The sequence below is a fragment of the Undibacterium sp. Di27W genome (assembly GCF_049340345.1).
GTDB lineage: Bacteria > Pseudomonadota > Gammaproteobacteria > Burkholderiales > Burkholderiaceae_D > Undibacterium.
The window spans coordinates 211,134-231,876 of record NZ_JBMPOS010000005.1 but is presented as its reverse complement, the minus strand read 5'-3'; the positions used below and the strand labels follow the sequence as shown (position 1 = coordinate 231,876).

General features: G+C 49.7%; 20 protein-coding genes. 8 read left to right on the top strand and 12 right to left on the bottom strand.

Annotation, left to right across the window (positions count from 1 at the left end; genetic code table 11):
- Positions 1-58: 58 nt before the first annotated feature.
- The 8 genes from ACO0LF_RS12605 to trpS all read right to left on the bottom strand — a co-directional run bounded on the left by ACO0LF_RS12605 (position 59) and on the right by trpS (position 8,265).
- Positions 59-1,987, bottom strand: a complete 1,929-nt coding sequence (locus ACO0LF_RS12605; RefSeq protein ID WP_423014419.1) for an MASE3 domain-containing protein — start codon at positions 1,985-1,987, stop codon at positions 59-61.
- 151 nt (positions 1,988-2,138) lie between these two features.
- On the bottom strand, positions 2,139-2,978 hold the full coding sequence (locus tag ACO0LF_RS12600; protein ID WP_423014418.1) for a universal stress protein: 840 nt from the start codon (positions 2,976-2,978) through the stop codon (positions 2,139-2,141).
- Positions 2,979-3,079: 101 nt separating this feature from the next.
- Entirely contained in the window at positions 3,080-3,964 is an 885-nt protein-coding gene (locus ACO0LF_RS12595) for a helix-turn-helix domain-containing protein (RefSeq protein WP_423014417.1), read from the bottom strand.
- Between the two features lie 26 nt (positions 3,965-3,990).
- Positions 3,991-4,389, bottom strand: a complete 399-nt coding sequence (locus ACO0LF_RS12590; protein ID WP_423014416.1) for a response regulator — start codon at positions 4,387-4,389, stop codon at positions 3,991-3,993.
- 210 nt (positions 4,390-4,599) lie between these two features.
- Positions 4,600-5,229 carry a response regulator gene (locus ACO0LF_RS12585; protein WP_423014415.1) on the bottom strand — a complete coding sequence of 210 codons (630 nt, stop codon included), beginning with the start codon at positions 5,227-5,229 and terminating at the stop codon, positions 4,600-4,602.
- Positions 5,230-5,341: 112 nt separating this feature from the next.
- Positions 5,342-5,797 (bottom strand): universal stress protein, encoded by a 456-nt coding sequence (locus ACO0LF_RS12580; RefSeq protein ID WP_423014414.1) that lies wholly within the window; start codon positions 5,795-5,797, stop codon positions 5,342-5,344.
- A 153-nt stretch (positions 5,798-5,950) separates the two neighbouring features.
- Positions 5,951-7,177 carry a winged helix-turn-helix domain-containing protein gene (locus tag ACO0LF_RS12575; RefSeq protein WP_423014413.1) on the bottom strand — a complete coding sequence of 409 codons (1,227 nt, stop codon included), beginning with the start codon at positions 7,175-7,177 and terminating at the stop codon, positions 5,951-5,953.
- A gap of 68 nt (positions 7,178-7,245) precedes the next feature.
- Positions 7,246-8,265: a tryptophan--tRNA ligase gene (trpS, locus tag ACO0LF_RS12570; protein ID WP_423003987.1), complete on the bottom strand. Its 1,020-nt coding sequence runs from the start codon at positions 8,263-8,265 to the stop codon at positions 7,246-7,248.
- A 308-nt stretch (positions 8,266-8,573) separates the two neighbouring features.
- Here trpS and hemC point away from each other — a divergent pair, with 308 nt between their 5' ends.
- The 5 genes from hemC (at position 8,574) to ppa (ending at position 13,382) form a co-directional block, all read left to right on the top strand.
- Complete coding sequence (gene hemC / locus ACO0LF_RS12565) at positions 8,574-9,521, top strand: hydroxymethylbilane synthase (protein ID WP_423014412.1); 948 nt, start codon at positions 8,574-8,576, stop codon at positions 9,519-9,521.
- 25 nt (positions 9,522-9,546) lie between these two features.
- Positions 9,547-10,329 carry a uroporphyrinogen-III synthase gene (locus ACO0LF_RS12560; protein WP_423014411.1) on the top strand — a complete coding sequence of 261 codons (783 nt, stop codon included), beginning with the start codon at positions 9,547-9,549 and terminating at the stop codon, positions 10,327-10,329.
- Entirely contained in the window at positions 10,326-11,486 is a 1,161-nt protein-coding gene (locus ACO0LF_RS12555; RefSeq protein WP_423014410.1) for a uroporphyrinogen-III C-methyltransferase, read from the top strand. The genes ACO0LF_RS12560 and ACO0LF_RS12555 overlap by 4 nt, the downstream gene beginning before the upstream one ends.
- Before the next feature lie 4 nt (positions 11,487-11,490).
- Positions 11,491-12,687, top strand: coding sequence for a heme biosynthesis HemY N-terminal domain-containing protein (locus ACO0LF_RS12550; RefSeq protein WP_423014409.1), 1,197 nt, complete (start codon positions 11,491-11,493; stop codon positions 12,685-12,687).
- A gap of 158 nt (positions 12,688-12,845) precedes the next feature.
- The gene (gene ppa / locus ACO0LF_RS12545; RefSeq protein ID WP_423003977.1) at positions 12,846-13,382 is read left to right on the top strand and encodes an inorganic diphosphatase; all 537 of its coding nucleotides are present in this window, start codon (positions 12,846-12,848) and stop codon (positions 13,380-13,382) included.
- Between the two features lie 112 nt (positions 13,383-13,494).
- On the opposite strand, the gene ACO0LF_RS12540 is transcribed toward ppa, so the two are convergent.
- Both ACO0LF_RS12540 and ACO0LF_RS12535 read right to left on the bottom strand, forming a co-directional pair.
- Entirely contained in the window at positions 13,495-14,535 is a 1,041-nt protein-coding gene (locus ACO0LF_RS12540) for a serine/threonine protein kinase (protein ID WP_423014408.1), read from the bottom strand.
- 31 nt (positions 14,536-14,566) lie between these two features.
- Positions 14,567-15,748, bottom strand: coding sequence for a GNAT family N-acetyltransferase (locus ACO0LF_RS12535; protein WP_423014407.1), 1,182 nt, complete (start codon positions 15,746-15,748; stop codon positions 14,567-14,569).
- Between the two features lie 26 nt (positions 15,749-15,774).
- On the opposite strand from ACO0LF_RS12535, the gene ACO0LF_RS12530 reads away from it, so the two are divergent.
- From ACO0LF_RS12530 to ACO0LF_RS12520, 3 genes are all read left to right on the top strand, one after another.
- Complete coding sequence (locus ACO0LF_RS12530) at positions 15,775-17,388, top strand: NAD+ synthase (RefSeq protein WP_423014406.1); 1,614 nt, start codon at positions 15,775-15,777, stop codon at positions 17,386-17,388.
- A gap of 121 nt (positions 17,389-17,509) precedes the next feature.
- The gene (locus ACO0LF_RS12525; protein WP_110253085.1) at positions 17,510-17,848 is read left to right on the top strand and encodes a P-II family nitrogen regulator; all 339 of its coding nucleotides are present in this window, start codon (positions 17,510-17,512) and stop codon (positions 17,846-17,848) included.
- A 2-nt stretch (positions 17,849-17,850) separates the two neighbouring features.
- Positions 17,851-19,038 carry an ABC transporter substrate-binding protein gene (locus ACO0LF_RS12520; protein ID WP_423014405.1) on the top strand — a complete coding sequence of 396 codons (1,188 nt, stop codon included), beginning with the start codon at positions 17,851-17,853 and terminating at the stop codon, positions 19,036-19,038.
- Between the two features lie 64 nt (positions 19,039-19,102).
- On the opposite strand, the gene ACO0LF_RS12515 is transcribed toward ACO0LF_RS12520, so the two are convergent.
- Positions 19,103-19,738, bottom strand: a complete 636-nt coding sequence (locus ACO0LF_RS12515) for a Smr/MutS family protein (RefSeq protein WP_423014404.1) — start codon at positions 19,736-19,738, stop codon at positions 19,103-19,105.
- A 22-nt stretch (positions 19,739-19,760) separates the two neighbouring features.
- Positions 19,761-20,705 (bottom strand): thioredoxin-disulfide reductase, encoded by a 945-nt coding sequence (gene trxB / locus ACO0LF_RS12510; RefSeq protein ID WP_423014403.1) that lies wholly within the window; start codon positions 20,703-20,705, stop codon positions 19,761-19,763.
- Positions 20,706-20,743 lie beyond the last annotated feature (38 nt).

The following is a 20,743-nucleotide window of genomic DNA, read 5'->3' as shown; positions in this document are numbered from 1 at the left end:
ATTGGCTTATCGTATTGGCTTAACTTATTTGCTTAACTTATTGACTTGATTTATTTACTTAGCTTAGTGGCAAATTAATTTTCAACTGGGTTCCTTCACCCGGCTGGCTTTCAACCAGAAATTCTCCCTGCATGGCCTTGACGCGCTCGCGCATGCCGACCAGGCCAAAAGAGCGTGACTTGCGCATCTCGTCTGCTTCTATGCCTTTGCCATTGTCAGTAATACTGAAACTCAACATGTCGGGACTGCGTTCAAAAACGATTTGCACTTCTGTGGCATCGGCATGTCTGGCCACGTTTGTCAGTGATTCCTGCACGATGCGGAAGATGGTTGTGCTGCGCGCATCGTCGAGTGCCAGTTGTTCTTCGTTGGCCTGCAATTCAGAGTCTATACCATGTCTTTGAGAGAAATCTTTTTGCAAGCTTTGCAAGGCGAAGTAAAGGCCACCTTCATCCAGAGCACGCGGCCTGAGGTCGCTTGCAATCCGCCTCAAGGTGGTGATGGATGTGAGTATCAATTGATCCATGCTATTCAGGGTTTGTTGGGTTTTTCCTGTTAGTACACTATCTCTTTGCAGCAACGATAGATCCATGCGTAACGCAGCCAGTAACTGGCCCAGATCATCGTGCAGTTCGCGCGCGATATGTTTACGCTCTTCTTCACGTATGCTTTGCAGAGCGGCTGATAATTGTGTTAGCTCATCATGGTAAAGCGCCATTTTTTCCTTGGCGACCTTGCGTTCGGTAATGTCGCGGAAGATGACAGTGTAAAAACGTTTACCATTTTCTATCTGGCTGGAAATTGAAGCTTCTATAGGAAATTCTTCCCCATTGGCTTTTACGCCAGTGACATAGAAATCCTCAAAATTGCCCCCCATTTTCCTGCGGGTTTCACCAGTCTCACCGAACTGTTGCACATGTTTCCCATGTACTTTGCGATGCCGTTCCGGCAATACAAGATTAAGTGAAGCACCCATCAAATCCTGTACCTCATAGCCGAAGGTGGCAGCGGCGGCAGGGTTGACCAGGATAATGGATTGGCTGTCGTCGATAGTGATGATGCCGTCTATGGCGGTATCTATCATGCGACTCAGGCGCTCACGCTCTATACTCAGTTCTTTGGCAGAGCTGGCCAGGTTCTGGCTGGTTTCTGCCAGGCTGGCATAAGGCGTATGGATATTGACTGCCACCATGCCGCGATAAATGGCAATGGCCGCCAGCAATTGGAAAACATGGCCGATGGCGACGAAAACATCATTGCCATCGGTATAAATAGCAAAATACACTTCCGACATGGCCAGCAGGCTAGCCGCTAAAAACAGGGGAGCCCTCTCTATCTGCAAACGATGCTCCTGCTCATTTGGGCCGGAGATGGTGTCGTCCCGCTTGTTTAACTGATAGGCGGTGAACAGGTTAATGGCAATCAGGCCGACCTCGCAAGCCATTTTAAAAGAAGTCTGTCCTTGTCCCTCGATATAGGTTAGCGGTAGCAGATGTGGCAAGGAGAACACTATCGTCATCCAGACGGCAGTCGCCAGCAAACCTGCAATCAATACAAAATAGGCCTGTGTCGGGCTAACCTCGGAATCCTCTGGTGCCAGCACCAGGCCCAACAAGGTAGTGGCAATAAACGAGCGCGACAGCAGCCATAACAGTAAGGATTTATGCATGTCTCCAGCATCGGGAAAGCCAGGCATGCCCTGGAAACTAATGGCATGCATAAAGCCCAGTATGGCAGTGCATAGAAAAGCAACAGCCAGGATGACGCTGCTTTTTTTTCTAGCTCCTCCAAAGGCGTTCCAGCAAACGATGAATACAGAAGTGAAAATGACGATAGTGACGGTTTCCAGCACTGTATGCACAGGCAAGGCCGCAGGCATGCGGTTGGCGGAAAGAGCAGCATGATTCAGCCATACGATGAGCGACAGGAGGGCCAGTGAACCAGCTATCCAGCGTGCCCTGACCAACCTGGGGTAATCGTGTGCCATGTGTTTTTATTTTTTAAGAAGTAAGCGGGTATTTTAATGTGGAAATGCCTGATGGCAGCTCATCAGGTGTATGGTCGCAAATGAAAATGACACTCCTGGCCAAGAAGTGTCATTGAATAAGGCAGAAAAATTCGCTTGATGCGACTAGCGACTAATGCGACATCAGCACTGGCACGGTCATGCTCTGCAAGATGGTCCTGGTGACGCCGCCCATGATCATCTCGCGGAAACGTGAATGTCCATAGCCACCCATGACCAGCATATCGCTGTCCAGGTCATGTGCCAGCGAGAGCAGGGCATTGCCTATATCAGTAGAGGTTTTATGCACGCCAACTTCTACCTTGATGCCATGCCTGGCCAGATACAGGGCAATGTCTGCACCAGGTTGTTCGCCATGAGCGTCGGGCACGGCCTTGGGATTAAAGATCGCCACCTGTACCAGGTCAGCACGACGCAAGAGCGGGATGGCATCAGTGATGGCGCGGGTCGATTCACGGCTGGCATCCCAGGCAATCAGCGGACGCTTGGCGACTGTCGTCACATCACCAACATAAGGAATGATCAGAATAGGGCGACCAGAATTCATGATCAGGTATTCAGGAAAGTCAGGTAATACCGATGGTGAAGGCTCATCACGATTGGTCTGGCCTACGACGACCAGATCGCTATAGCGTGCCTGCAAGCCTACGCCACCGCCAGCTTCATCATTGGCAATCACGCTTTCAAAGGAATTGACGCCCAGAGCCTGAACCTGTTGATGGAAGATGGCTGCCGCTTTCTCTGCGCGTTCACGCAAATAATTCAAATGTATCGTCAGATTGGGGTCATTGGCGCTGATATTGCCATCCTGATAGATAAAGCGCGAGACACCGGTCACGGCAGTACCTATCAGGTGAGCTTCATCAATCCGGGCAATTTCTGCTGCGACCTGCACGCGAAACTTGGAACGTTCAGATTCATCGACATGAACCAGGATGGTCTTGTAGGGCATGTTTTGCTCCTTGATGTTAAATCGTGGAAAAAAAACAAGTTAGCTAGATTTTTGCCAAGCTTAATCCTGGCAAAAATCTATAAAACTTGCTAAAGCTTACACTAATTTAAGGCAACAGCAACTTCTTTGCTCCATTGCGGCAATAAACTCTTGCCAACCAGAGCGGATACTTTTTCACTGACCTTGCTGCGCGCCTTGGCTGGTGGCAGGCGGCGCAGGGTTTTCAGGGCGCTGATATCGAGCAGGGCAATCTGACGTTGATCCACGCTGATCAAGCGCATTTCATTGAAGGCAGACAGGGTGCGGCTGACGGTTTCCAGTGTCAGGCCCAGGTAGCTGCCTATCTCATGGCGGGTCATGCGCAAATTAAAAGATTTGCCTGAGTAGCCGAGTTGACTGAAACGCTCGCCCAAGGTCGTCAGAAAACGTGCCACCTTGGCTTCGGCACTGAGGGCGCTGAGCATGCCTATCATGATTTGTTCACGCACCAGCTCGCGGCTCATGACGCTGAACATGGCTTGTTCCAGTTCTGCATAAGTACGGCCAAGCGCAGAAAAGGTTTTGTAAGGTAGCAGGATGACGTCGCAATCAGATAAAGCCACTGCTTCAGATGCATGTTGTTGATTGTGGATGCCATCTATGCCTAGCAAGTCACCTTTCATAGGAAAGCTCAGTACCTGCTCATTGCCATATTCATCAATCAATACAGTTTTCAAGAAACCGGAATTGACGATGTACAGGGTTTCAAAGTCTTGTCCTATGGTGTGGATTCTTTGACCAGCCTTGTAGCGCACATGCTGGAACAGCACTTCTTCTGTAGCAGAAGCGGCAGGAGCAGGAATGCGCAAGAGTTCGCACACTTCAGGCAGATCAGACCAGAGATTGCCATGGCAGCGCCAGCCAGCTTCGTTGGAAATGGCAGGAAAAGCACTTTTGCTGACTGAGGGCGAATTGCCGATGCTGTTGGTGAAGACTGCGGTAGTCATGATATTTTCCCTAAAGGTAGGTGACATTAGTTAATTTGATGATTCGAATTCGGTTGCTGCCAGCGCAGCAGATAATCTTGTAGCAAACCAAAATCAGTGGATTTGTCCAGGAAACCGTCTGCACCTGCCCGCAAGGCATGCAGGCGGTTATCCTCAGTCGCATGATTGGTCAGTACCACTACTTTGATGGCGGGCTTGCTTTGTTTTATGCTTTTCAGAAATTGCAAACCATTGCCATCGGCGAGCTGCAGGTCCAGTATCAATGCATCGGCATCATTGCCGAGCAGGTCTTGATAGGCGCTACTCATATCGCTGGCGACGCCCAGTACATGTATGCCTGGCACTTCTTCCACGAACCGTATCAGGCGGTTCTGAATCAGGATGGAATCCTCAAGGATGTACAGGTTCATGTTCTTGCTTGCCATGTGTGTTTGCTCAGACTCTATTATGCTGAGCATGGACTTTGATTTACATCAGGAGATGCTGATTTGAACTGTCAGATTTGGCGCTGCCTGGGTAGGAATATTCCTAGAGGGTAAGCACGTGAGGAGATGAGGCGCAAGCCATCCCGGTTGGTTTGGCGATGCTAAAGAAGAACTTGGGCGAGGAGGAAGGTTGGCTCAGGCGGGCTGTGTTTATAAGAGGTGATGAGCAACAGCATACTGCACCAGATCAGACAAATTATTCATGTTCATTTTTTGCATGATGCGGGTCTTGTGGGTGCTGACTGTCTTCACACTCAGGTGCAAGAGTTCTCCGATTTCAGTGATGGATTTGCCTTTCACCAGATGAGTGAATACTTCAAATTCACGGTCAGATAAACTGGTATGGGGTTGGCTATCGTCCGCAGGCATGGCACTCATGGCCAGTTGTTCTGCCACTTCTATGCTGATATACGGTCGCCCGGATGCCACCTTGCGCAGAGCGGTAACCAACTGTGTGCCTGCGCTTTCCTTGGTAAGGTAACCGCGTGCACCGGCGCGTATGGCGCGCACGGCATACTGCTCCTCTTCATGCATGGTGAGTATCAGTATCGGTAACTTGGGAAATTCATCCTTGATCTGGCGTATCAGGTCTACCCCGCTGCGGCCAGGCATGGATAAGTCCATCAGCAAGACATCAAATTCAGTGTTGCGTACTTTTTCCAGGGTGTCGAAACCATCTACTGCTTCGGCAACCACTTGTATGTCTTCTATGCCTTCAAGGATGCGTTTCAGTCCTTCACGCATGATGGTGTGGTCGTCGGCGATCAGGATGCGGGTCATAGGCAGCTACAGTACATGTTCAGTGAGGTCGTCTGGCAGCAACTACTTGTGCCAGAGTAAGGATTTTCATCATTGTACTGTAGCCCGATACTATATGTGACCTAAGTCTGACTCAGTGATGTTTGATCCTGTGTACCAGTACGGGGATCAGGCACAGTGACAACACCTTGGTCGTCACGCTGCCAAGGATGAATTGTCCCAGGCCGCTCCTGCCATGTGAGCCCATGAAGATCAGATCGCAGGCATATTCCTGGGCAGTGTGGACGATTTCCCTGGCGGTGGAGTCATTGAACTGTATGACCTGTCGATAAGACAGACCTGCGGCTACTGCTGCTTCCCTGGCAGGTTGCAGGTAAGTTTCTGCCATGGTTTGCATGGCCGCCTGATATTCTTCTTCGGTTGGTCCGTTGGGGGGGAGTATGTCTACATATAAGGGGTATTGATAATTGCTAGCAACATAGACAGCGATGACTTCTGCCTGCAATTGCTGGGCAAATTCCAGGCCTGCAGCAACACAGGCATGTGACAGTTCCGAGCCGTCAGTTGGTAACAATATGCGCTTGTACATTTGAGAACCCTTTGAGCGTGAATGCGCTACATAGTGCACTTGAATTGTTACACCAGCTTTGATTTCAAACAAGCAGAATCAAAGAAAGTGCACAATAAAATGGCAATGTATTTACTGTTTCACTTCCGGTTTTTTTTGAGAAACTGGGGGGGCTCAAAATTGAGCAGAGAGAAGTTGTGCTAATTCTTTTGCGCTGCTTTGCTGCAACTGTATGTCTGTGCACTCATGCCAGTTGGCAAATTCGCGCAAGGTTTTACCCAGATCGGTGGCCAGTGCCTGTGAGATACGCACACCGGGTTCCAGATGCAGGCTCTTGATTTCAAATACGCCATCCTTGCGATGGGCTTTGGCATCCATGCGGCCTATCAGTGCACCCCTGCGTAATATAGGCAGGGTGAAATAGCCATAACGCCGTTTCGGAGCGGGGGTATAGCATTCGAGTTTGTAATCAAAATTAAATAACTCTATGGCACGTTTTCTATCCCACACGACAGGATCAAAAGGCGAGAGTATGCGGGTTGCTGTTGCCTTGAGTTGATTGTCCTGCGCTTGTTGCAATGTGGTGATGCGATCTGGATGAACGTAAAAAAGCTGTCCCTGGTTTTCTATTTGCACAGGAATCAGCAAGCCTTCTTTGACCAATTGTGCGGGCTGGTTTTTTACATCGAATTTACCCATGCGAAAATAATCTGCCATCCAGCTGGCTTTGCAAATACCCAAGGCACGCACGGCTTGCAAGACCTGTGTGCGTTCGCATTCAGCAGGTGAGCGCAAATGTTTTTTATCATTCCATTTCGGATGCACACGTTCACGCAAGTCATAGATGCGCTGGAAATTATGGCGCTTGGCCACCATCACTTCACCTGTCGTGAACAAGACTTCCAGTGAGCGTTTTTCCGGCTTCCACTCCCACCAGCCACCACTCTTGCCGTCGGTGCGTTCAAAGTCAGCAGAACGGCTGGCACCCTTGTCGCGTATATGTTGTCTGATGGCTTCTACCTGGCTTGCATTTTCTTGCAGCCATTTGTGATTGTATTTCCAGCCCAGACCTTGCGGTGACACCATTTGATGGCGATACAGGCCATAATCTTCTATAGGCAGGAAGCAGGCTTCGTGCGACCAGTATTCAAATAAATGGCCTTCTTCCAGCAATTCATTGAGCCAGGCATGTTCATATTGACCCAGGCGGCTCCACAACACCAGATAAGGGCTGCGGGCCACCACGTTGATGGTGTCTATCTGCAGGGCCGACATATTGCGTATGCACGCCAGCACATCTTGTTTGCCCGTTTTGCGCGGCGGTGGCTGTAACAGACCTTGTGCTGCCAGATGCAGGGCGCGAGCGGAACTGAGTGTCAGATGAAAATCAGTTGCGCTCATAAAGTTTTCGCCCAAAGGGAAAAAAAGCCCCGGGGGTTCGAATCCCCCGGTAGATGAAGATAGCGAGTTTAGAAGTGTTTCAAACCCAATGCTGCCCTGACTTCGTCAGTGGTTTGTGCAGCGATCTCGCGTGCCTTGCGCGTACCGTCCTTGAGTATTTGCAAGACTTGGCCACGATCTTTGGCAAATTCTTCGCGGCGTTCACGTATCGGTTTCAACAAATCTTGCAAGATGCCTTCCAGGCGGGCTTTGACGATGCTGTCACCCAGGCCGCCACGGACGTAATGGTCTTTCATTTCTTGCAGGCCGACTTTATCTTCATCGAATGCATCGAGGTAGATAAAGGCCACATTGCCTTCCAGATGGCCAGGGTCAGCCACGCGCAGATGCAGTGGATCGGTATACACATTGCGTACAGCTGCCTTGATTTCAGCAGGTGTAAAGCCCAGGTTGATGACATTGCCCAAAGATTTGCTCATCTTGGCCTTGCCATCCACACCAGGCAGACGGCCAATTTCTGGCACCAGTGCCTGGCATTCCACCAGAATATCTTTATTTGCCAGACGGTTGAAACGACGCACGATTTCATTGGTCTGTTCTATCATTGGTATCTGGTCTTCACCGACCGGTACCAGGGTGGCTTTGAAGGCGCTGATATCAGCAGCCTGGCTGACTGGGTAAGTGAAAAAACCAGCCGGGATGTCGCGCTCAAAATTGCGCAGGACGATTTCTTGTTTGATCGTCGGGTTACGTTCCAGGCGGGCTACTGTGACCAGATTGAGGTAGTAGAAAGTCAACTCCGTCAATTCAGGGATTTGCGACTGTATCAAGATGGTTGATTTGGCAGGGTCTATGCCGGCTGCCAGATAATCCAGTGCCACTTCCATGACGTTGTCATGCACCTTGGCCGGATTTTCCATATTGTCAGTCAATGCCTGGGCATCAGCCAGCATGATGTATTGCTCATACTGGTTCTGGAATTTGACGCGGTTGCGCAGGCTGCCAACAAAATGGCCCAGGTGCAGGGGGCCGGTAGTGCGGTCGCCAGTCAGTATCAGGTGTTTTTTATCTTCGGTACCAGGGAGCATGCTAAATCCAGTTGGGTAATGCGGTGAAATTGCTAATGGCTTAGAGTATACGTAAAAAAAGCCGCTTGTTCATGAGCGGCATGACCTATATCAAAGCGTGTTCTATGGCTATGATGCCGTTTTCAGGCTGGCTGTGTCAAGTTTGACCAGATTTGACGTGTTTCTATCCTCAATCTGTCTCTGCATTTCATTTAATTCACTGAAAACTATCATCTTGTCATCTGAATTGCTTATAAAGTTATTGACTGCAATGATAAAATCGCGGTTCGGTTTTACATATAGCCCCTATAGTTGAAAGTAGCCTTATTTTGACATCTTCAAGTTCTAAAAAATTGATTATTGCTTCACGCGAAAGCCGTTTGGCAATGTGGCAGGCAGAACATGTGCGTGAGCGTCTGGCTGCACTGTATCCTGATTGGCAGATAGAGATCCTGGGCATGACGACCCGGGGTGACCAGATACTTGACCGTGCTCTCTCCAAAGTGGGTGGTAAAGGCTTATTCGTCAAAGAACTTGAAGTCGCCATGGCAGAAGGCCGGGCTGACCTGGCCGTGCATTCGCTCAAGGATGTACCCATGGATTTGCCTGAAGGTTTCATGCTGGCTGCCATACTGGAGCGCGAAGATCCGCGCGATGCCTTTGTCTCCAATGACTACGCCGGGCTGGACGATTTGCCTGCAGCTGCTGTCGTCGGCACCAGCAGCCTGCGACGCCAGGCCTTGATTTCTGCACGCTACCCACATCTGGTGATACGGCCTCTCCGTGGCAATCTTGATACCCGTTTGCGAAAGCTCGACAATGGCGAATATGCCGCCATCATCCTGGCTGCAGCCGGCCTTAAGCGCCTTGGTGTACCTGAGCGCATACGTGCCTGCCTGGACCCTGAAGAAAGCTTGCCAGCCGCAGGGCAGGGTGCAATGGCGATAGAAATACCCGATAACCGACCAGAGCTGCAAGCCATGCTGGCTGCCTTGAATCATACTGAAACGGCGCAGGCCGTGACAGCCGAGCGTACCGTGTCCAAAGCCTTTGGCGGCAGTTGCCAAATCCCACTGGCGGCATTTGCCACGGTCAGTCAGGGGCAAATGCAGATCAGGGCCATGGTGGCAACACCGGATGGCGCACGCATTGCCCGGGCGGAAGCATCTGGAGCAGCAGATCAGCCGCAGGAGCTGGGATTGAAGCTGGCGCAAGCCTTGTCTGCGCAGGATGCTGAAGCCATACTGGCTGTTTGCAAAGCCCAGATTACAGAGTGACGATATAGCTCAGAACAGCCCAGGCATGCAGAACCAACAGGTCAAACAAGTGATATTGACACGTCCAATTGCACAGACACAGGATTTTGCCCTGCAGGTGAAGGCAATGGGAGGTGTTGTAGCGCATTTTCCTTTGCTGGAAATTGAGGCGCTGGCAGACAATACTGCCCTGATTGCACAAATACAGCGTTTACCAGACTATGCATTGATAGCCTTTGTCAGCCCGAACGCGATTGATGCTTTTTTTCGCCATCTGACTAGCGTGCCATCTGCGCTGACGTTTGCCGTCATGGGTGAGGGGAGCCGGGCGAAACTGGCAGAATATGGCGTCAATGATCAGACGGCGACCGTTTTACGTCCCCGCAATTTGCGCAAGACAGATTCGGAAACCCTGCTGGCCGAACTCGACCTGGATGCCTTGCGTGGCCGGAAAGTGCTGATTGTGCGGGGAGAATCTGGCCGGGAATTATTGGCAGAAGCCTTGCGTGCACATGATGTGGAAGTGGTACAGGTAGCTGCTTATCGCAGAGTCAGACCTGTTTTGAATGATGAAAATAAAGAGTATTTGGCACAACTTCTTGGCAGTGAGAATGACTGGATCATCACCAGTTCTGAAGCTTTGCGCAATTTGTGTGACTATGTAGCAGAATTGAATTTAATTGACGGCGTGGCAAAAATGCAACGGCAACATTTGCTGGTGCCACATAGCCGTATCGAAGAAACCGCAAAGTCTCTGGGGTTTCTATCCATAACCTTAACAGCTTCTGGCGACGAACAACTGCTTGTCGCGTTACAATCTCGTCTATGAGTGAACAGCAATCAAATCCCGAAGCCGTCATAACGGCAAGCCCTGTCGAAGCTGCGGCGCGACAGCCAGCCCCCACTTTACCTGCCGAGCTGGCAAAAGAGCCCGGCTGGAATCATCCTGCCTACCTGGTTTCTGGCGTGCTGGCAGTGTTGCTGGCAGCGAGCTGGTGGTCATCCCAAAACCAGATCAGTGGTCTGCGAGAAGAAGTCGCCAAAAGACTGCAAACGGCAGACACCAATAGCAGTGAAACCAAGGTATTGGCGCGCAATGTGCAAGAAAATGCCAAGGAAATCCAGTCCAAGGTCATCCTGCTCGAAGGCAAGCAATCTGAAGCGCAAAGTCAGCAACTGGCTTTGGAGCAGTTGTATCAGGACTTGTCCAAGAATCGTGATGACTGGGCTTTGGCTGAAATTGAGCAGGTCTTGGCAACTGCCAGCCAGCAATTGCAACTGGCGGGTAATGTGCAGGGGGCATTGATCGCCTTGCAAAACGCCGATGGTCGCCTGGCCAAGTCTGATAAGCCACAATTTATTTCCATACGCCGCGCCATAGCCAAAGACATAGAAAGATTGAAGTCTTTACCTGCCCTGGATTTGCCCGGCGTCGCTCTGCGCCTCGATAGCGTTATCACCCAGATCGATCACATCCCTTTATGGGCGGATGAAAAATCCGTGGTGTCAGCGACGCCACCCAAAGCTCCTTTGCGCGTCTTGCCTAAATCTGCCATCAATGCCAAGGCTGAAAAGAAAGCGGCAGAAGAGATAGAAGAAAGCACCTGGAGCATGCGCCTGCAAGATGGCTGGCAGAGTTTTTCCAGCGAAATGTGGAATGAAGTTAAACAGTTGATACGCGTCAGGAATGTGGAAACGCCCGATGTCTTGCTGTTGACACCATCGCAATCTTATTTCGCCCGTGAAAACCTGAAGCTGCGCCTGCTGAATGCCAGACTGGCACTGTTATCCAGAAATGAAAGCATCTTCAGGAGCGATATGATCGCTGCCCAGGATGCCATCGCCAAATATTTTGATACGCGCGCCAAGCAGACTCAGACTGTGCAAGCCTTGCTGCGCCAGGTCCAGGGGAGTAATTTGTCGATAGAAATGCCGACACTGGCGGAGAGCCTGAATGCCGTGCGTAACTATAAAGTGAAGCCATAAACGTATGCGTATCTTTATCCGGCTTCTGATTTTATTTGCGCTTGCCGTTGGCCTTGCCGTGGGCGCCCGTTATAACCCCGGGAACGTGGTCTTGTTCTTTCCACCTTACCGGATAGACTTGTCCCTGAATTTCTTCCTGTTCCTGTTGCTCGTCGTTTTTGTACTGATTTATCTGGTAATACGTGCCATTGTCACCACCAGGAAAATGCCGCGCAAGGTTGCCCTGTATCGTCAGAATAAGCGGGAGAAAGATAGTAATAAGGCTTTACGTGAAGCAGTGAAAGCCTTGTTTGAAGGTCGTTTTGGGCATGCTGAAAAAGCGGCCATGCGTGCTACCGAGTTGCCGGACAATGCCGGCATAGCCTCATTGATAGGCGCGCGCGCCGCTCATCACATGAGTCAGTTTGAACGCCGTGACTCCTGGTTTGCTGGTCTTGAGCAAGACAATGTATACAAGGTTGCCCGACTGGTCAGCATGACGGAATTGCTGGTGGATCAGCACCAGCATGGCAAGGCACTGGAAGCAGTACGTGAACTGAATGCCAATGGCACGCGCCATATCCAGGTATTGCGCTGGGCTTTGAAGGCCAATCAGCAAGCCCATAAATGGCAAGAGGTATTGAAACTGGTGCGCACCCTGGACAAACATCGCGCCCTGCATCCAGCATTGTCGCAACGCTTGCGTGAGCTGGCTTATGAAGATTTGCTGAAAAACCAGGGCCATGATGCTGAGTCCATACGCAGGGTCTGGTATGAAATTCCGCAAGCTGATCGCAAATCTGCTTTCGTTGCCTTTACTGCAGCATCCGCTTTCAATTCTCATGGCTTGTTTGATGATGCCCGTGGTGTTGTTGAAAAAGCCTTGCTGGAAGATTGGGATGAACGCCTCATGCGTGCCTATCGTGATGCTGCGGCATCAGAAGGCTCAGCCGCCTTGTTGTCACAAATTGAACATTGTGAAAAATGGTCAGAGCAGCATCCTACTGATCCTGAACTGGCCCTGACACTTGGTACACTATGTCTGCGCCAAAAATTATGGGGTAAGGCACAAAGGCATATGGAGCAAGCCTTGTCAGATGCGGTGGAGCCGCGCACCGTGCGCGAAGCCAATTTGAAACTGGCGCAATTGCATGAGGCGCTGGGGCAAGCCGAAGAAGCTGCCAGCCATTATCGTCAGTGCGCAATTGCCACCATGTTATGAGAACCTGCTTACGATCGTAAACAGGTTCTGAGGAAATTGATTATCTAAGTGCAGCCTAAATTGTGTTGACGCCTGTTGCGTCGCACAATTTTGCTTTGAAAAACTATATAATCACGCCAAACCATTTCTTCTATTGATACTTATACAGAAAGTGCAAGATGAGCTTGAATAAAGTACCAGCAGGTCGTGATCTGCCAAATGATTTCAACGTCATTATCGAAATTCCTATGAACGGAGACCCGATTAAATACGAAGTTGATAAAGACACAGGCGCTATTTTTGTGGACCGTTTTATGGGTACTGCCATGCATTATCCTTGCAACTACGGTTACGTACCGCAAACGCTGGCTGGTGATGGTGACCCGGTTGACGTTCTGGTTATCACGCCATTCCCGTTGATCCCAGGCGTCGTTGTGCGCTGCCGTCCTATCGGCATCCTGAAGATGACGGATGAAGCTGGTAATGATGCCAAAGTATTGGCTGTACCTGTAGACAAGATTTTGCCTATCTATACACACTGGCAAAAACCGGAAGATTTGAACGAACTGCGCCTGCGCCAAATCCAGCATTTCTTTGAGCACTATAAAGATCTGGAACAAGGTAAATGGGTCAAGATCGAAGGTTGGGGCGGCCCTGATGATGCCAGAGCAGAAATTCTGGCCGGCGTAGAAAGCTTCAAAAAAGCGGAAGCGTAATAAAGCCAGGCTTGATTAGATAAAAGGCGCGATATCATATTGATATCGCGCCTTTTTAGTTTTTGTCAGCGGTAATATTTGCCGCGGTAATATTCGCCTGAAATGAGTTACTTCAAATTCTGTGCATCAGATAGGCAGCAACGCCCACGACGGCAACAGCCATTGCCAGCCAGCTTAACCATGAGCTTGGCTGCTTGTCTTCATCTTCCCTTGCGCCACTAAAATCATCCCCTTGCTTTTGACGTTTGCGTTTCAATTTCTTGTCGCGATCGAGGAATTTTTCCAGCGCCAAAGAGAGTTCTGCGGCACTTTCATACCGTGCTGCCGGGTCTTTTTGCATCGCCTTCATGACGATTTTGGAGAGCGAATCCGGGATGCTCGGGCGAATTTCAGAGGGGTATTTTGCTACTTTATTTACAATCTGTTGCAATAATTTGTCCACATCCTGCGACTGAAACGGCTTTTGGCCCGTTAACATTTCATACATCACAGTGCCCAGGGAATACACATCCGTCAGTGCATTGACGGGTTTGCCGTTTGCCTGTTCTGGCGACATATAGTTGGGCGTACCCATAATATTATTGTTGAACAGGGTATGAGCTTGCTCCCTGGTTTCATCCAGTACGCGATTGGGCGCGCGGGCGATGCCAAAGTCCACGACTTTGGGTTGTTGGTTGGGCAGCACAAAAATATTGCCAGGTTTGATATCGCGATGTATCACCCCATGGCTATGTGCATAGGCCAGTGCTTCTGCTATCTTTTGTATGAGATTGGTCGTCTCTATGATGTCGAATTGCTTGCCATCTGCAAGCAAGTGTCGCAAATCCTTGCCTTGCAGAAATTCCATCGCGATAAATGCCGTACCACCTTCACTGGACGCATCAAAAATAGTCACGATATTGGGATGGGATAATCTGCCAGCAGCGCGTGCTTCGTTAATGAATTGTTGTTCGCGCTGTTTTTTGTCGGCAGCATTATTGCCTGCACTAAATATTTTAATGGCGACATCGCGGTCTATGACAGGATCGTGTCCTCTATACACAGCACCATTTGATCCCATGCCTATACGTTCGCTCAGATAAAAGCGTCCTACGCGTTTGGTCGGTAATGCAGCAGTTGGCGTATTGGGTGTGGATATGAAATTATTTTGCATGGCAACAGGATGCCTTGATCCAGGTAAAAACTCAAGTAGCGCTGACTTCAAAGTGTTTCAGGATTTTATAAGGCGAGTGCTCGTGCAACTCATTTAAATATAGTTCAATATCCTGGGATTCGCGCTCAAGAAAATCAGAGACCGCATCAGAAAATTCAGGGTGGCTCAGGTGATGTGCAGACCATGTTGTTACTGGCAGGAAACCTCGCGCCATTTTGTGCTCGCCTTGTGCGCCACCTTCAAAAATAGCAATTCTTTCCTGTATGCAAAATTCTATGGATTGATAATAGGCTGTCTCAAAATGCAGGCAGGGATGGCTTTCCAGGCAACCCCAATAACGACCATAAACGCGTTGCTCATCATGTATGAGCAAGGATGCTGCAATTCTATTGCCCTCGCGCAATGCAATGATGAGATGGATGTTTTTTGGCATGTCCCTGCCTATACGTAAGAAAAAATCCAGATTCAAATAGGGCGTGGAGTGATGCTCTTCATAGGTCTGGTCGTAGCAGCTTTTGAAAAAGCGCCAATCATCTTCCAGCATGTCTGTACCGCGCACGTGCTGGAACTGTATGCCTGCTTCTTCTACTTTCCTACGCTCTGCGCGTATGTTCTTGCGTTTCTTTTTATCCAGGGTCGCCAGGAATTCATCAAAGCATAGATAGCCCTGGTTTTTCCAGTGAAATTGCACACCTTTGCGCAATAGATAGCCTTCTTCACTCAAAAGCCGTGCTTGTGCCTCAGGCAGGAAGAGCAGATGGCTGGAAGAATACGCGCCAGCTTCCTGCAGTTCTTGCAAAGCCGCGATCAAGGCTCTTTGCGCTGCCTCCCCGCGTGCCAGCAAGCGACTGCCAGCGATGGGGGTAAATGGAATGGCAGATAGCAATTTGGGATAGTAATCAAAGCCGTGGCGCTTGAAAGCCTTGGCCCAGGCCCAGTCAAACACATACTCGCCATAAGAATGCGATTTTTCGTAGAGGGGGAGGGCTGCTTCCAGTTTATCGCCATCCCAGATCGTTATAAAACAGCTTTGCCAGCCAGTTTTTTCTGTTGCTGAGCCGGATTCTTCCAGTGCGCTTAAAAAGGTATAAGACAAGAAAGGATTGTTGTCTGCCTGATCTGCTACCAGGTCATCCCAGAGTGATGGCGCGATCTCGCTCAGTGAAGTCACGATGCGCATGCGATAATGCGGTGCAGAAGTTTCAAATTTCATTTTCGATTTTATACAGATTTACCACTATGACAGTTAAAGTTGCCATTGCTCAGATGAATAGCGTTGTCGGTGATCTTACCGGTAATGCCGCACAGATAATAGGGTATGCCCGTCTCGCAGCAGAGCAGGGTGCGGACATCCTCGTCACACCTGAACTATCCCTGGTTGGTTATCCGCCAGAAGATTTATTGCTGCGCCAGGCGTTTTATCTGGAGGCTGCACAGGCGCTCGATAGCTTAAAGAAACAGCTTACGCTATTTCCAGGAGTTGCTGTTTTAATCGGTCATCCCAGTGAAGTGGACGGAAAGAGGTATAATGCTGTTTCTGTCGTGCAAGACGGTGTAGTACTGGCAACATATTTCAAACGCGACTTGCCCAATGATATGGTGTTTGATGAAAAGCGTTATTTTTCATCTGCCAATCAGGCTTGCGTGTTCACCATCAAGGGCGTGAACTTTGGTATCAATATCTGTGAAGATACCTGGTCGTCCGATGCTCCTTTGCTGGCCAAACAGGCTGGTGCAGAAGTACTGCTGGTACCCAATGGTTCACCCTACCATATGGGCAAACAGCATCAACGCTATGATGTCATGCGTGCCAATGTCATTTCTCAAGGATTATCCTTGGTGTACGCCAACCTGGTTGGTGGCCAGGATGAATTGATTTTTGATGGTAATTCCTTCGTTATGGATGCCCAGGGCAAGATCTGTGCACAATTGAAGCACTGTGAAGCAGATTTGCAATTGCTGGAATTCGACGGTGCACAGCCTTTGCCTGCCCATATCGAGGCGGCGTTGTCGCTGGAAGCCGAGGTATATCAGGCGCTGGTCATGGGAGTCCGTGACTATGTAGGCAAGAACGGTTTTCCCAGTGTTTTGCTAGGTTTGTCCGGTGGTGTTGATTCTGCACTGGTATTGGCGATTGCAGTGGATGCGCTGGGTGCAGACAAGGTCAGGGCCATCATGATGCCTTCACCTTATACGGCGGATATATCCTGGCTGGATTCGCGTGACATGGTGGCACGGATAGGCGTGCGCTATGATGAAATTGCTATCAGTGATTGTTTCAGTGCATTCCGTTCTACCCTGAGCCAGGAATTTGCTGGCTTGAAAGAAGATACGACAGAAGAAAATATCCAGGCCAGGATACGTGGCACACTCTTGATGGCCTTGTCGAACAAATACGGTTCCATCGTTTTGACGACAGGCAACAAGAGTGAAATGGCTGTTGGTTACTGCACTTTGTATGGCGACATGGCCGGAGGCTTTGCTGTCATCAAGGACATTGCCAAAACCCTGGTATACCGCCTGTGTGCCTATCGCAATACCCTGTCAGCCGTGATACCCGAGCGGATACTGACGAGGGCGCCATCAGCTGAATTGCGACCTGATCAAAAAGACCAGGATTCCTTGCCGCCCTATGACATCCTGGATGGCATCATGGCCATGTATATGGAAGAAAACAAGGCGCGTGCAGAGATTGTCGCAGCCGGTTATCAGTCAGAAGATGTGGAGCGTATTACGCGCCTCATCAAAATTAACGAATACAAGCGGCGTCAAGCGCCCATAGGTATCAGGATTACCCACCGTGCTTTTGGGCGCGACTGGCGTTATCCTATTACTTCGAAGTTCAGAGACTAAGGGATTGTCAATTGATGTGGGCGTGACAGGTATTTACCTGCCATGGCCTGCCAGAGCGACGATCCCATCATGGATTCATTCACACTAATTCGTAATATTCGTCATATTTAAGGAGAGGGAAATGAAACAAATTACCGCTATCATCAAGCCATTCAAACTCGACGAAGTGCGTGAAGCACTCGCTGATGTTGGCGTGACGGGCCTGACCGTCGTCGAGGTCAAGGGGTTTGGCCGTCAAAAAGGACACACTGAGCTATATCGTGGCGCAGAATACGTCGTCGATTTTCTACCTAAGATCAAGGTAGAAGTCGTGGTCGATGACAAGATTGCCGACAATGTTGTCGATGCAATTATCAAGGCAGCCCACACCGGCAAGATTGGTGATGGGAAAATTTTTGTACAAAATGTGGAGCAGGTGATACGTATTCGCACTGGCGAGACGGGACCTGATGCGGTTTAAATATGAAGAAGTTAAAGCAGTTGGCAGTACTTGAATTTGTTGGTGTTTCAAAAGCAAGAGCAAAAGCAAAAATAGGGGTGGCACTGGTGTTGATGGCGATGGCGAATGTCCATGCTGAAACCGGTGTCACAGATAGAAAAATTTTATTGGGGCAGTCAGCTGCATTTACAGGGCCTGCCAAGGAACTGGGTTTGCAACTCAATTCTGGCGCCAAGATTTATTTTGATCAGGTGAATGCGGCAGGTGGTGTGCATGGTCGCAAGATAGAAATCATACAAAAAGATGACAAGTATGAGGCGGATCTGGCGGCAGCCAACACCAAGGCCCTGATAGAAAATGATGGCGTGTTTGCTTTATTTGGTTATGTAGGCACAGCTACCAGTAATGCAGCATTACCTATTTTCACGCAAGCAAAAGTCCCTTTCTTTGCCCCCTATACGGGTGCGCAATCTTTGCGGGAACCTTTCAATAAGCAGATCTTTAATATCCGCGCCAGTTACAACGATGAGACTGAATATCTGGTCGATCGCCTGGCAAATCTGGGGACTAAAAATATCGCTGTTTTTTATCAAAACGATGCCTATGGCAAGGCAGGTTTGGCTGGCGTAGAGCTGGCGATGAAAAAAAGAAATTTGCGTATTTCTGAGACCGCAACCGTAGAAAGAAATAGCAAGGATGTAGCGGCTGCCGTGGCGAAGTTATTGCCTAAACGCCCGGACGCCATCATACAGATCAGCGCTTATGCATCCAGTAGTGCCCTGGTCAGGGAAATGCACAAGGCCTCCTATACTGGCATGTTCTACAATGTGTCTTTTGTTGGTAGTCAGGCATTGGCAGATACACTGGACAAGGACGGTGTTGGTGTGGTGATCTCTCAGGTGACGCCATTTCCATGGTCACCATCCATTCCTGTGGTGGCTGAATATCAGAAAACCATGGAAAAGGTCGGGGTTAAGGACCTGAATTTCTCCAGTCTCGAAGGCTATGTCGCTGCCAAAGTATTTGTCGAGGGTTTGAAGCGTGCAGGACCTGGTTTGACCAGGGAAAAACTGATTTCTGCTTTGGAAAGCATTAATCGCAGTAGTTATGATGTTGGTGGTTTTGACGTCAGCTTCTCGCCTTCGAATCATAACGGTTCTAAATATGTGGATATGACCGTTATTTCCAAAGACAAGAAGTTTCGTAACTAAGTAATTAAGTAGTTAAGTAATTTGCGCCTGAGTCCGGTCTGGACTCAGGCCAAAAATCACACAATCAGGATTTCAGTAATACGATCAAGGCACCAGCGCCGCCATCTGCAGCCGTTGCCTGGCTGAATGCCAATACTTCATCTTTCTGTATCAGCCAGTTCCTGACTTTTTGTTTCAGTACTGGTTCCTTGTTGACCGATCCCAAACCTTTGCCATGGATAATGCGCACGCAGCGTGTGCCATTACGCATGCATTTGCGCAGGAATTCTCCCAGGCTATCCCTGGCTTCATCGCGGCGCAAGCCATGCAGGTCAAGTTGGGCTTGTATGACCCAATGGCCTTTGCGCAGCTTCCGGACGACATCCTGGCCCACGCCTGATCTGGTATAGCTCAGGTTTTCATCGGTTTCCAGCAAAGAGTCTGCATCAAACTCATCTGATAAAGATTCCTGCAATGCCGCCTGTTCATCAGCGATATGCTGAAAGGGCAGAGGTTCCAGCCTTGCGGGAGCCGGGTGATGCTTTACCGCAGTTTTCAACACTTCGACCTTGCCTACGCTGGAACGAAAAATATTGGCTTCTTCCCTGGCTTTCTTTTCCCGTTCCAGACGTTCTGCTTCAGCACGCTGTCGGCTTTCTTCCTGCAGCTTTAATTGCTGACTGAGTGACTTCAGGTCAGCAAGGTTTTTAAAAGACGACATGCTTCACATCCTTGAATTAAGCTTATTCTTCCAGGAAGCGTTGCGCATCCAGGGCTGCCATGCAACCTGTGCCAGCGCTGGTGATGGCTTGACGATAGATATGATCCTGCACATCACCAGCAGCAAATACACCAGCGACACTGGTGGCTGTGGCCATGCCTTCAGTGCCTGTGCGGGTCTTGATATAGCCATTATGCATGTCCAGCTGACCATCAAAAATACTGGTATTTGGCTTGTGGCCAATGGCAATAAAGACGCCGTGTACTGTAACTGGCGTAATAGTGCCGTCAGCGCCTTTGATATTGATGCCTGTTACGCCGGATTCATCACCGACCACTTCATCCAGGGTATGGTTCCATTTGACTTCTATCTTGCCTTCGGCAACCTTGGCCATCAGGCGGTCAATCAAAATTGCTTCTGCGCGGAACTTGTCGCGACGGTGGATGACGGTGACCTTGCTGGCGATATTCGACAGATACAGGGCTTCTTCCACTGCCGTATTGCCGCCACCGACGACAGCGACTTCCTTGCCGCGATAAAAGAAACCATCGCAGGTTGCACAGGCCGAGACACCTTTGCCCATGAAGGCTTGCTCGGACGGCAAGCCCAGGTATTGAGCGGATGCACCAGTGGCAATGATCAGGGAATCACAAGTGTATTGCGCCTGGTCGCCGATCAGGCGTATCGGTTTTTCATCCAGTTTGGCAGTATGGATGTAATCGAAAATGATTTCAGTATTGAAGCGTTCTGCGTGTTGCAGAAAGCGTTGCATCAATTCTGGACCTTGTACGCCCATGGGGTCGGCAGGCCAGTTTTCTACATCCGTTGTCGTCATCAGTTGACCGCCTTGCTCTACACCAGTAATCAGTACAGGGTTCAGATTGGCGCGGGCAGCGTAGACCGCTGCGGAATAACCTGCGGGGCCAGAGCCAAGAATTAGTACGCGAGCATGTTTGGGAGTGGACATAGCAGACCTGATAAAAAGTTGATGAATAGCTGAGTTAC